Raw genomic sequence first — 11,977 nt, 5'->3', positions numbered from 1 at the left:
GCGAAGATAATCACGGGCGGGCATCCACGCATCGTTCAGCACGGAGAGCATATGAGTCACGGGGAAACGGTCAGCATCGTTCTGATCGAAGATGACGACGGCCACGCCACGCTCGTGGAGCGCAATTTGCGCCGTGCCGGCATTTCGAACGGTTTCGTGCGCTTTCACGACGGCCAGCAGGCCCTCGATTATTTCTTCGGCCCGGCGCCGGCGGACGCCGCCGCGAGTGCCGGCGTCGACCAGGCGGGCAAATCTTGCCCCGCCCGCGAAGATCTGATGAATTTCGTCGTCCTGCTCGATCTGAAAATGCCGCGGGTAGACGGCTTCGAAGTCTTGCGACGTCTCAAAGAATCGCCACAGACGGCCGCCGTGCCGGTGATCGTATTGACCACCACCGACGATCCGCGGGAAATCGCGCGCTGCTACGAACTCGGCTGCAACGTCTACATTACGAAGCCGGTCGAATACGATGCGTTCATCGAAGCCGTGCGCCGCCTCGGGTTTTTCCTGCAAGTGGTCAAACTGCCGTCCGGGCAGCGCCTCGCGGCGCCGTAATGCAACACTCGCATGAAGGTGGCCGAAAGCCGCTCGTGACAAGATAGAGACCACTTGAAGATCCTAGCCAGAGAAGACTCCGCATGACCGAAGACGTGTCCACGCAGCATGCCGCCTACGTGCTCGTCGTCGATGACGACGAAGGCATCCTGCGGCTCGCGCGCAAGTCGCTCGAGCGCGCCGGCTGCCGGGTCGCCATCTGCGCCGGCGTCGACGCGGCCCGTGAGCGGCTCGCGGGCGGCGGCCCCGATTTGCTGGTGCTCGACTATCAACTCAGCGGGCCGGAGACCGGCCTCGACTTCTTTCGCCGGTTGCGCGCGGAAGGCGTGCGGATTCCCGCCATCCTCGTGACCGGCTTTACCGACGAATCGCGCGTCATTGAAGCGCTGCGCGCGGGCGTGTCGGACGTGGTGCCGAAATCCGGCGATTACCTCGATTACCTTCCCGAAGCCGTCGAACGGGTGCTCTCGCAAGTGCGTCTGCAGCGAGCGTCGGACGAAGCTTTGCTGTTGCGCGATCGCGAGCAGCATTACCGCACCTTGTCGGAGGCGTTGCCGCACCTTGTCATGACCTGCAACGCCGCGGGAGACTGCGATTTTCTGTCGAAGCAGTGGTACGACTACACGGGCCTTGCCGAAGGCAGCTCGCATGGTCTCGCCTGGCTCGACGCCGTGCATCCGGACGACCGCGAAGCGATTCGCCGGAGCTGGCTCAAGGCGGTGTCGGGCAACGCCGGCGACTACCGGCACGAGCTGCGGATTCGCCGCCACGACGGCGAATACCGCTGGTTCGACGCCCGGGTGGTGGCGATGCGCGACGCCGAAGGCAACATCAGCAAATGGTTCGGCAGTTGCACGGACATTCATTCGCAGCGCGAGGCGATCGAGGAGCGCGAGCGGCTGCTCGCGTCGGAGCAGGCCGCGCGCCAGATTGCCGAAGAAGCGAACCGCGCCAAGGACCGCTTTCTGGCCATGCTGTCGCATGAATTGCGCACGCCGCTCACGCCGGTGCTCGCGGGCGCCAGCGTGCTGGAGATGATTCCGGGGCTGCCCGATCAGGCGCGCGCGAGCGTGCGCATGATCCGCCGCAACGTCGAACTCGAAGCGCGGCTGATTGACGACCTGCTCGACCTGACGCGAGTGGCGAACGGCAAATTGCGCCTCACGCTGGAAACCGTCGACGTGCACGACGTGATGGACAGCGTGCTCGAACTGTTTCGCAGCGAGATCCAGGTCAAGGAGCAGGACGTGCATGTTCACAAGAACGCCCGGCATCATTACGTGCTGGCCGATCGCGCCCGGCTGCAACAGATGCTGTGGAACCTGATTCGCAATGCCGCCAAGTTCACGCCGGACGGCGGCCATATTTACGTACGCACGCGCGACGAACGCATGCATGTGCAGATCTCGGTCGAAGATACGGGGATCGGCATCGAGCCGGAGCAGATCGGCAAACTGTTCAATGCTTTCGAGCAGGGCAACCAGAACATGACGCGGCAGTTCGGCGGCCTCGGCCTCGGGCTCGCGATCACGAAGGCGCTGACCGACGTGCACGGCGGCACGGTGACCGCGCAAAGCCCCGGCGCACATTGCGGCGCAACCTTCACGATCACCTTGCCGACGGCCATGCCGCCGGAGGTGACTTCACCCGTCGTGGTGCCGGACGCGGTGCATCCAGCCGGTTTGCTGAACATCCTGCTGATCGAAGATCACGTGGACACCGCCGAGGTCATGGCGCAACTGATTCGCAGCCTCGGCCACGAGGTGACGACGGTGGGCCGGGTGGACGACGCGCTGGCCGCTACTCAAGTGCAGAATTTCGATCTGGTTGTCAGCGACGTGGGTTTGCCCGACGGCACGGGCCTCGACTTCATCAAGGCGTTCCGCGAACACTCGGACGCGCCCGCGGTGGCGTTGACCGGCTTCGGCACCGACGAAGACGTGCGTCGTTGCCTCAGTGCCGGCTTTACTTCGCATTTAACCAAGCCTGTCAATTTCAGCCAGCTCGAGACGATGATCGAAGGCGCGGTCAGTCGGAAGGAGCAGAAAGAGATTTGAGGGTGCGCGCCGCGCGCATCGGCTCACGATATGAAAAAGGCCTGTTGCGATTGACTCGCAACAGGCCTTTTGCTTTGCCGGCGGCTGACGTGCCGGAACGTTTAACGCGGTGAGTTCTTCAACGAATCGCGGATTTCGCGCAGCAGCAGCACGTCTTCCGGTGTCGGCGGCGGTGCTGCCGGTGCGGCTTCAGCCGGCTTGCGCAGATTGTTGATGAACTTGACCATCAGGAAAATGATGAACGCGAGAATCAGGAAGTTGATCAGTACGGTAATGAACGAGCCATAACCGAATACGGCGACGCCCGCCGTTTGCAAGTCTTTATACGACTCGGGGCTGCCTTTGAAGCTGGGAGGAATGTCGCCGAGGCGAACAAACTTATTGGAGAAATCGAGGCCGCCGGTGGCAACCCCGACAACCGGCATGATCAGGTCTTTGACAATCGAATTGACGATGGTGGAGAACGCGCCGCCGATAATCACACCGACCGCGAGATCCATCACGTTGCCCTTGAGGGCAAATTCCTTGAATTCCTTGACCATGCTCATAGAGGTTCCTCCCAGAAGTCGATGTTCGAATGATACCAACCTGAGAAGGATAGGCTAGTCTTTTGGCCAGGAACGCGACGTTTGTTTCTTTATTGAGGAAACAGTGACTCGCTATGCCGCGCGCGCTCGATATGCGCTGCAAATGTGACCGGGTCGGTATTGGTGCCGCACAACAGAACGCCCACGCGCTTGCCTTGCAACTGTTCGCGCAGCGGGCCGAGCAAGCCGGCGGTGGCTGCCGCGCAGGCCGGTTCGACGGCAAGCTTCAGTTGTCCGAACAAGGTGAGCATCGCCGCGCGCAACTGGTCGTCGGATACCGTGACGAGCTGATCGACATGACGGCGGCACAATTCGTAGCTGTATTCCTCGGTGTGAGGCGACATGAGCGAATCGGCAATGCCGTGCATCTGGCCCATCTTGACCGTGTGATTGGCGGCGAAACTCTTGCCCATCACGTCCGCGCCTTCCGGCTCCACGCCATAGATATGCACGTTCGGATTCGCGAGCCGCATGGCCGTCGCGACACCGGCGGCGAGGCCGCCGCCGCCGATCGGCACGATCACCGCTTCGAGATCGGGCGTTTGCGTGGCCCACTCGTAGCCGAGCGTGGCCGAACCCAGCACCGTGCGATAGCCGTTGAACGGATGCACGAAATAGCGGCCTTCTTCCGCCTCGATGCGGCGGACCAGTTCGAATGCCTCGGCAATGTTCTCCGCGAATACGATCTCGGCGCGATACTGCCGGCACAGCGCCACGCGCGCCGGATTGGCCGCGCGAAACAGCACGACCTTGGCGCTGATGCCAAGGCGCATGGCCGCATACGCGACCGCCACCGCATGATTGCCGCCCGACACGCACGTGACGCCCGCGCTGCGTTGGGCTTCGTCGAGTGCGAGCAGATTGGTGAACGCGCCGCGCGCCTTGAAGCTGCCGCCCGCCTGCAGCAGTTCGAACTTGAAATTCACCAGCGTGCCTTCCAGCGACGGAAAGTCCACCCTGTCGAATACCGGCGTTCGCGTCACCCACGGCGTCAACGCAAAGTGCTGCGCGGCGATGTCGTCGAGCGTGGGGATCGGCTCGCCGTCGATCGTATGGTCGGTGTGTTGCGGCGCGGCAGTTGACATGGCGTGGGTGTACGAAAGTCGGTATGAGTAAGACTGTTTTCAGGCGGCTCGGTTTCAGTGCGCGTGGGCGTCGACCGACATGCTGTGAATGAATTTCTGCAGGAAGCGCTCGCACGCCACCAGCTGATCCAGCGCGACGAATTCGTTGGCCTTGTGCGCCTGTTCGATGTTGCCCGGACCGCATACGATGCTCGGAATCCCCGCCAGCGAGAAGAGACCGGCTTCCGTGCCGTAAGCGACCTTGCGCTTGTCCTGATCGGCGGTCAACGCGCGCACCAGTTGCGTGATGGCGGCTTGTTCAGACGAATCGAGGCCGGGCGCAGCGGCAATCTTTGTAATCTCAATCGCCGCCGATGGATGCTCGCGCAACATTTTCGGCAGCAGCGTTTCGCGCGCGTATTGATCGATGCGCGCAAAAATCGGCTCGGGATCGAGCGTGGGCAGGTTGCGGAATTCGAACTGGAACTTGCATTCGGCCGGCACCGTGTTGATCGCATTGCCGCCCACGATCGTGCTGGTTTGCGCGGTGGTGAAGGGCACGTCGTACAGTTCGTCGAACGGGCCTTGCTCGCGGAACTGGTCGGCCATGTCGCGGATGTAGCAGATCAGACGCGCGGCGTATTCGATCGCGTTCAACCCCTTCGGCGTGAGCGACGAGTGCGCGGCCTGACCGCGCACGCAGCACTGGTAGGCGTTGATGCCTTTGTGTGCCACGATGGGCCGCATGCTGGTCGGCTCGCCGACAATGCAGCCGTCTGGCTTCACACCGCGCTTCATCAGGTCGGCAATCAGTAGGGGCGCGCCCGCACAGCCCACTTCCTCGTCGAACGACAGGGCGAAGTGAATCGGCTTGGCGAGTTTGGTGCGCTGCATGTCCGGCACGAGCGCGAGCGCCGCGCCGATAAAGCCTTTCATATCGCAGGTGCCGCGGCCGTAGAGTTTGTCGCCGCGAATTTCCGGCTTGAACGGATCGCTGTCCCATTTCTGGCCGTCCACGGGTACGACGTCCGTGTGACCCGACAGCACCACGCCGCCGTTCGTTTCGCCGTCGTGTGCGGGAATCGTCGCGAACAGGTTGGCCCATTTGCCGCTTTCGTCGTGCGTGAGCGTGGCCTCGATACCAGCGGCGCGCAGTTCGTCGCGCACGATTTCGATCAGGCCGAGATTCGGATTGCGGCTGACCGTGTCCATCGACACGAGACGGGTGACCCAAGGCAGTGAAGCGGGTAGTGACGCAGAGGAGGCGGGATTCGAAACAGAGTCGGGAGAAGGGGAAGACTGCGCTGATTCAGCGACGTGCGACATGACAAGACTCCGGCATTTGAGTCTTTCGATCATACCCAAAAAAAAGCCCGTCCGTACGCTGCGGTGCGCGTTTGCGCACCGCAGCATGAACGAAAAATGCTACACGTACCACGGTTTTTCAACGCGGCGCCAGGCCGTCGCGGTCCGCAGCCTCAGCGTGCGGCGACACTGGCGGCCGTGCCGCGGCTCGGAGTGCCGAGCGCGCGCAAGGTTTCCTTGACCGTGGCAACACGTACCGCAAGATCGGGGCTGCGCGTTTCGATACGCAGCTTGTCCTGGCCCGCGAGCTTGATGTGCTTGTGTTTCTGCACCATCTCGATGATCCGCATCGCGTCGATTGGCGGATTGGGAATGAACTGCAAGCCGATCACGGCTTCGCCGGCATCGATCTTCGAAATGCCCAGCGGCTTCGCGGCAAGCCGCAAACGATGCGTCTCCACGAGCGCGTGCGCTTGCGGCGGCAGCTTGCCGAAACGGTCGATCAACTCTTCCTGAATGCTGTCGATCGAATCGTTGTGTTCGCAATTAGCCAGCCGCTTGTAGAGCGACAGACGCTCCTGCACATCGCCGCAATAGTCCGCTGGCAAAATTGCCGGCGCATGCAGGTTGATCTCCGTGGTCGCGGCGAGCGGCGCGGTGAGGTCGGGCTCCTTGCCTTCCTTGAGCGCCTTCACGGCGTCGTTCAGCATGTCGGTATAAAGCTGGAAGCCGATCTCGTGAATCTCGCCCGATTGCTTGTCGCCGAGCACTTCGCCCGTGCCGCGAATTTCCAGGTCGTGCATGGCCAGATAGAAGCCCGAGCCGAGTTCCTCCATCTGCTGGATCGCTTCGAGGCGGCGCTGCGCCTGCTTGGTGAGCCCTTGCGGATCGTGGACCAGCAGATACGAATACGCCTGGTGGTGCGAGCGGCCCACACGGCCACGCAACTGATGCAGTTGCGCGAGACCGAACTTGTCGGCGCGGTGAATCAGGATCGTGTTGGCGCTCGGCACGTCGATGCCGGTTTCGATAATCGTCGTGCACAGCAATACGTTGGCGCGTTGCGCAACGAAGTCGCGCATCACGCGTTCGAGTTCGCGTTCATGCATCTGACCATGCGCGACCGCGATACGCGCTTCGGGCACCAACGCTTCGAGCATTTGCCGGCGATTCTCGATCGTCTCGACTTCGTTGTGCAGGAAGTACACCTGGCCGCCACGCTTCAACTCGCGCAACATGGCTTCGCGAATCACGCTGTCTTCTTCGCGGCGCACGAAGGTTTTGATCGCAAGGCGCTTTTGCGGCGCGGTGGCGATCACGGAGAAATCGCGCAGGCCTTCGAGTGCCATGCCGAGCGTACGCGGGATCGGCGTGGCCGTGAGCGTAAGCACGTCTACTTCGGCGCGCAACGCCTTCAGGGCTTCTTTCTGGCGCACGCCGAAACGGTGTTCCTCGTCGATGATCACGAGGCCCAGCCGCTTGAACTGCACGTCGGACGAGAGCAGCTTGTGCGTGCCGATCACGATATCGACCGTGCCCTCGTTGATCTGCTGGATCGCCGCGTTGACTTCCTTGGTCGACTTGAAGCGCGACAGTTCGGCGATCCGCACCGGCCAGTCGGAGAAACGGTCGCTGAAAGTTTGCGTGTGCTGTTCGGCGAGCAGCGTGGTGGGCGAGAGCAGTGCCACCTGCTTGCCGCCCATCACCGCGATGAACGCGGCCCGCAACGCGACCTCCGTCTTGCCGAAGCCGACGTCGCCGCATACGAGCCGATCCATCGGTTTGCCGCTCGTCATGTCGCCGATCACGGCCGCGATCGCGGCGGCCTGGTCCGGCGTTTCCTCGAAGCCGAAGCTCTCCGCGAACTTCACGTAGTCTTTCGGTTCGAGTGCGAATGCATGGCCTTCGCGCAGCGCGCGACGGGCGTACAGGTTCAGCAATTCGGCGGCGGTATCGCGAATCTGCTGCGCCGCCTTGCGCTTGGCTTTTTCCCACTGGCCCGAGCCGAGCGAGTGCAACGGCGCGCTTTCCGGATCGGCGCCGCTATAGCGCGAGATCACGTGCAACTGCGCGACCGGCACATACAGCTTGCTGTCGCCGGCGTATTCGAGGTGCAGAAACTCGGTCTCGCCTTCGCCGAGATCCATGGTGATGAGGCCCATATAGCGGCCGATGCCGTGCTGCGAATGCACGACCGGATCGCCGACCTTGAGCTCGGACAGATCGCGCACCATCGAATCGACGTTGCTCGCCTGTTCCTGGCGGCGGCGCCCCGCACGACGCGCAAGCGGACCATAGAGCTCGGTCTCGGTGATGATCGCGATGCCGTCGACCGGCACGGCAAAACCGTTGGCGAGCGGCGCGACGCCCAATGAAAAGCGCTCGTCGCTCGTGAGCCAGTCCTGGAAGCTGTCGCTCGACGCCGGTTTCAGGTGATTGTCGGCGAGCAACTGCAGCAGCGTTTCGCGCCGGCCTGCCGATTCGGTGGCGAACAGCACGCGATTCGGCGTGGTGTCGAGATACGTGCGCAAGGCCGCTACCGGGTCTTCCGCGTGACGGTCGATAGCGAGGTTCGGCAACGGAGTGGACCAGCCGCCGCCGGCGTTGGCAGGCAGCGCGAGCCGCGCGAAGGGCTTGGCGAACGTGAAGAAATCTTCGTCCGACAGGAACAGCCGCTGCGGTTCCAGAATCGGCCGGTCGCGGTCATGCGACAGGAAGTTGTAGCGCTGCTTCGTGTCGTTGGTAAAGCGCCTGATCGCCGCGTCCAGATCGCCGACGAACGCCAGTTGCGCGCCTTCTGGCAGATAGTGGAACAGCGTGGCGGTTTCGTCGAAGAAGAGCGGCAGATAGTATTCGATGCCCGCGGACGGCACGCCGTTGCCGATGTCCTTGTAAATCGACGCGCGGCTCGGGTCGCCCTCGAAGGTCTCGCGCCAGCGGCTGCGAAAAGCGGTGCGGGCGGCTTCATCGAATGGAAATTCGCGGCCCGGCAGCAGGCGCACGTCTTTCACCGGGTACAGGCTGCGCTGGGTGTCCGGGTCGAACGCGCGAATCGAGTCGACCTGGTCGTCGAACAGGTCGATCCGGTAGGGCAAGGGCGAGCCCATCGGATAGAGATCGAGCAGCGAGCCGCGTACGCAGTACTCGCCCGGGCGCACCACCTGGCTCACGTGCTCGTAGCCGGCCAGCGTCAACTGGGCCTTGAGTTTGGCTTCGTCGAGGCGCTGGCCCTGCGAGAAGGAGAACGTATAAGCCGCGAGGAACGACGCGGGCGGCATGCGGTACAACGCCGTGGTGGCGGGCACCAGCAGGATGTCGCAACGGCCTTCGCCCAGATCGTGCAGCGTGGCGAGACGCTCCGAGACCAGATCCTGGTGCGGTGAAAAGGTATCGTAAGGCAGCGTTTCCCAGTCCGGCAGCAGGCGCACGCGCGCCTCGGGCGCGAAGAAGCCGATTTCCTGCGCCAGACGCTGCGCATCGACGGCGCTTTCGCACACGACCGCGAGCAGCGGCACCTTCTCGCGATAGGCGAGATGGTAGCGGGCGATCAGCAGCGCGTCGGACGAGCCGTGCGTGCCGTCGAAGGCGAAACGCTGGCCGGCCTTGACGAGCGCGACGGGCGGGGAGTACTGCGATGATGCGGCGATGTCTGGCATAGATGAGAAAAAGCGGCCTCAGGCTCACACGTGACCGGCAAGTTTACGCGTGTCGGGGCGTGGATGCGAAGGACCTATTATAAAATCCGTCCTTTACTTTGACTTCGCGGCATCCGCACTCGTGACTTCCCGTCTATTTGCCCTGATTCCGTGCGCAGGCACCGGCAGCCGTTCCGGCGCCGCGATGCCCAAACAATATCGCACTGTCGCCGGCCGCGACATGTTGCATTACTCGCTGGCGGCGTTCGACGCCTGCAGCGAGTTTGCGCAAACCCTCGTCGTGATCGCCCCTGATGACGCCCATTTCGACGCCCGCCGCTTCGGCGGCTTGCGTTTCGCCGTGCGCCGCAGCGGTGGAGCGTCGCGCCAGGCCTCGGTGCTCAACGGCCTGCACGCGCTCGCCGAGTTCGGCGCCCACGACGACGACTGGGTGCTGGTGCACGACGCGGCGCGCCCCGGCATTACCCCCGCGCTGATCCGCACGCTGATCGGCGCGCTGAAGGACGACGCGGTGGGCGGCATCATGGCCTTGCCGGTCGCGGACACGCTCAAACGGATCGACGCGAACTCGACCGACGGCCGGATCGCGCGCACCGAAGCGCGCGACGGCTTGTGGCAGGCGCAGACGCCGCAGATGTTCCGCATCGGCATGTTGCGCGAGGCGATCCTGCGCGCGCAGGCCGACGGTCACGACCTGACCGACGAAGCAAGCGCGATCGAGTGGCTGGGTCATGCGCCGAAACTGGTGCAGGGCAGCTTGCGCAACTTCAAGGTGACTTATCCGGAAGACTTCGATCTGGCCGAGGCGATTCTCAGCCGACCCGCGGCTTCATGACGGGCGATTTCAAATTTAACGAGCGGACTTGAGGATTTGACGCATATGGATTTCAGAATTGGGCAAGGCTATGACGTGCACGCGCTGGTGCCGGGACGCCCGTTGATTATCGGCGGCGTGACGATTCCCTATGAGCGTGGCCTGCTCGGTCATTCGGACGCGGACGTGTTGCTGCACGCCATTACCGATGCCCTGTTCGGTGCGGCCGCGATGGGCGATATCGGCCGCCATTTCTCCGATACCGATGCGAAGTTCGCAGGCGCGGACAGCCGGGTTTTGCTGCGCGAATGCGTCGCGCGCGTGAAGGCGGCGGGCTTCTCCATCGCCAACGTCGATAGCAGCGTGGTGGCGCAGGCGCCGAAGCTGGCGCCGCATATCGAGGGCATGCGCGCCAATATCGCCGCCGACCTGGATTTGCCGGGCGAGCGCGTCAACGTCAAGGCCAAGACCAACGAGAAGCTCGGCTACCTGGGCCGAGGCGAGGGCATTGAGGCTCAGGCCGCGGTTCTGCTGGTCAAGAACTGATTGGTTTGAGAACGCGCGCAGCAGCGGGAACGGCATCGCACTGCGCGCATATCGAGGCTTACTTGTCTTCGGCGGCAATGCACTGCGCGGTCGCGTTGATCACCGCGGCGATCCGCCCAACGTCACGCAATTGCGTGGAACTCATGCCTTCGGCGACCAGCGTGTCGAAGTGCGACTTCACGCAAAAATGGCACTTGCCGATGATCGACGCCGCCAACGCATACATCTCGAAGCGCCGCTTATCCACTCCGCCGTGCGACGCATAAGCGTTCATGCGCAACTGCGCCGGCTGCGACTTCAGGTCAGCGCTTTCCGTCATCTCGACGTACGGATACCAGACGTTATTCATGCCCATCAGCGCAGCGGCCGTCAGCGCGCCTTGGGTCTCTTCCGGCGACAACACGCCGGCATTGCGAATCGCGTCGACGATCACCGTGCTCTTCGCGGCGAAGGCGGCCGCTAGCGCGACCCCGACGGCGTCATTGCCTTCGAGCGATGAGCGCGCGATCGTCCCATCCAGATTCAGCCGGATGTCTTTCGCATAGTCAGGCACACGCGCCTTAATCGAAGCCAGGAATTCCATTGAGATCTCCTATCAGTTCGTCGATAAAAAAGCCCGCGGCTCGTTCAAGCTTAGCGGGCTTTTGACAGGTAGCACGGTTTAGAGTGTTGCGCCGCCGACTGCGCGGTTGCAAGGACACAGCTCGTCCGTTTGCAGGCCGTCCAGAATACGCAGCACTTCTTCCGGGTTGCGGCCGACGTTCAGGTTATTCACCGAAACGTGCTGGATCGTATTGTCCGGATCGACAATGAAGGTGGCGCGCAGCGCGACGCCTGCTTCCTTGTCACGCACGCCGAGCTGGTCGATCAACTCGCCTTTCACGTCGCCGAACGCGTAATGGTTCAGCTTGTCCAGATCCTTGTGCTCGCGGCGCCAGGCCAGCTTCACGAATTCGTTATCGACGCTGCCGCCCAGCAGCACCGCGTCGCGTTCCTCAAAATCTTTGGCCAGCTTGCCGAACTCGACGATTTCCGTCGGGCACACGAACGTGAAGTCCTTCGGGTAGAAATAAATGATCTTCCACTTGCCCGGGAACGACTGCTCCGTGATGTCTTCGAACGCCGAGACGCCGTTTTCCTCAGGATGGTTGAAGCCCGGCTTTGCAGCAGTGACGGTGAACGCTTCGAGTTTATCGCCAACGGTTTTCATGCGAGTGCTCCTTCGTGTGTTGGAAAAACAGCATGTTGAGGCTACCAGCTCGTGCAGACGAGCGCGTTACACGTAATTCACTATAAATCTATTGATCTATTAATCCAATAGTTTTTAACTAATTATCGAAATAGTTGTTATCCAGTGCGGCAGATGGCGGAAAAGGGCGGATGAGGCTGTTGC

The 11,977-nt window shown here is 62.5% G+C and carries 10 protein-coding genes; 4 read left to right on the top strand and 6 right to left on the bottom strand.

From position 1 onward, the window contains the following. Window positions 1-51 precede the first annotated feature (51 nt). Entirely contained in the window at window positions 52-555 is a 504-nt protein-coding gene (locus tag P0D68_RS08310) for a response regulator (RefSeq protein WP_408184648.1), read from the top strand. 83 nt (window positions 556-638) lie between these two features. Beyond that, a complete protein-coding gene (locus P0D68_RS08305; RefSeq protein WP_408292893.1) occupies window positions 639-2,612 on the top strand; it encodes a hybrid sensor histidine kinase/response regulator in 1,974 nt (657 codons plus the stop codon). 101 nt (window positions 2,613-2,713) lie between these two features. Here P0D68_RS08305 and mscL read toward each other — a convergent pair whose 3' ends face one another. The 4 genes from mscL to mfd all read right to left on the bottom strand — a co-directional run bounded on the left by mscL (window position 2,714) and on the right by mfd (window position 9,224). Beyond that, window positions 2,714-3,160 (bottom strand): large conductance mechanosensitive channel protein MscL, encoded by a 447-nt coding sequence (gene mscL / locus P0D68_RS08300; protein WP_091794425.1) that lies wholly within the window; start codon window positions 3,158-3,160, stop codon window positions 2,714-2,716. Window positions 3,161-3,249: 89 nt separating this feature from the next. After that, on the bottom strand, window positions 3,250-4,284 hold the full coding sequence (locus P0D68_RS08295) for a threonine/serine dehydratase family protein (protein ID WP_408292889.1): 1,035 nt from the start codon (window positions 4,282-4,284) through the stop codon (window positions 3,250-3,252). 54 nt (window positions 4,285-4,338) lie between these two features. After that, entirely contained in the window at window positions 4,339-5,589 is a 1,251-nt protein-coding gene (argE, locus tag P0D68_RS08290) for an acetylornithine deacetylase (RefSeq protein WP_408292886.1), read from the bottom strand. Window positions 5,590-5,741: 152 nt separating this feature from the next. Continuing rightward, window positions 5,742-9,224 (bottom strand): transcription-repair coupling factor, encoded by a 3,483-nt coding sequence (gene mfd, locus P0D68_RS08285; protein ID WP_408292883.1) that lies wholly within the window; start codon window positions 9,222-9,224, stop codon window positions 5,742-5,744. Window positions 9,225-9,345: 121 nt separating this feature from the next. Here mfd and ispD point away from each other — a divergent pair, with 121 nt between their 5' ends. Together ispD and ispF are read left to right on the top strand one after the other, a co-directional pair. Further along, the gene (ispD, locus tag P0D68_RS08280; protein WP_091794416.1) at window positions 9,346-10,059 is read left to right on the top strand and encodes a 2-C-methyl-D-erythritol 4-phosphate cytidylyltransferase; all 714 of its coding nucleotides are present in this window, start codon (window positions 9,346-9,348) and stop codon (window positions 10,057-10,059) included. A 45-nt stretch (window positions 10,060-10,104) separates the two neighbouring features. Continuing rightward, window positions 10,105-10,584, top strand: a complete 480-nt coding sequence (ispF, locus tag P0D68_RS08275; RefSeq protein WP_408468259.1) for a 2-C-methyl-D-erythritol 2,4-cyclodiphosphate synthase — start codon at window positions 10,105-10,107, stop codon at window positions 10,582-10,584. A 58-nt stretch (window positions 10,585-10,642) separates the two neighbouring features. Here the strand turns inward: ispF and P0D68_RS08270 are convergent, their stop codons facing one another. Together P0D68_RS08270 and P0D68_RS08265 are read right to left on the bottom strand one after the other, a co-directional pair. Beyond that, window positions 10,643-11,167, bottom strand: a complete 525-nt coding sequence (locus tag P0D68_RS08270; protein WP_091794412.1) for a carboxymuconolactone decarboxylase family protein — start codon at window positions 11,165-11,167, stop codon at window positions 10,643-10,645. A 78-nt stretch (window positions 11,168-11,245) separates the two neighbouring features. After that, window positions 11,246-11,794 carry a peroxiredoxin gene (locus tag P0D68_RS08265; protein ID WP_091794410.1) on the bottom strand — a complete coding sequence of 183 codons (549 nt, stop codon included), beginning with the start codon at window positions 11,792-11,794 and terminating at the stop codon, window positions 11,246-11,248. Between the last annotated feature and the right edge of the window lie 183 nt (window positions 11,795-11,977).

Source organism: Paraburkholderia sp. RL17-380-BIE-A (genome assembly GCF_046028085.1).
Classification (GTDB): Bacteria; Pseudomonadota; Gammaproteobacteria; order Burkholderiales; family Burkholderiaceae; genus Paraburkholderia.
Note: the sequence above shows the minus strand (reverse complement) of the source record. Positions and strands in the feature narration are given on the sequence as shown.

Bases quoted from the DNA above. Each gene is read 5' to 3' on its own strand.
- P0D68_RS08310 (WP_408184648.1), top strand. From the start codon at position 52: ATGAGTCACGGGGAAACGGTCAGCATCGTTCTGATCGAAGATGACGAC.
- P0D68_RS08305 (WP_408292893.1), top strand. From the start codon at position 639: ATGACCGAAGACGTGTCCACGCAGCATGCCGCCTACGTGCTCGTCGTC.
- mscL (WP_091794425.1), bottom strand. From the start codon at position 3,160: ATGAGCATGGTCAAGGAATTCAAGGAATTTGCCCTCAAGGGCAACGTG.
- P0D68_RS08295 (WP_408292889.1), bottom strand. From the start codon at position 4,284: ATGTCAACTGCCGCGCCGCAACACACCGACCATACGATCGACGGCGAG.
- argE (WP_408292886.1), bottom strand. From the start codon at position 5,589: ATGTCGCACGTCGCTGAATCAGCGCAGTCTTCCCCTTCTCCCGACTCT.
- mfd (WP_408292883.1), bottom strand. From the start codon at position 9,224: ATGCCAGACATCGCCGCATCATCGCAGTACTCCCCGCCCGTCGCGCTC.
- ispF (WP_408468259.1), top strand. From the start codon at position 10,105: ATGGATTTCAGAATTGGGCAAGGCTATGACGTGCACGCGCTGGTGCCG.
- P0D68_RS08270 (WP_091794412.1), bottom strand. From the start codon at position 11,167: ATGGAATTCCTGGCTTCGATTAAGGCGCGTGTGCCTGACTATGCGAAA.
- P0D68_RS08265 (WP_091794410.1), bottom strand. From the start codon at position 11,794: ATGAAAACCGTTGGCGATAAACTCGAAGCGTTCACCGTCACTGCTGCA.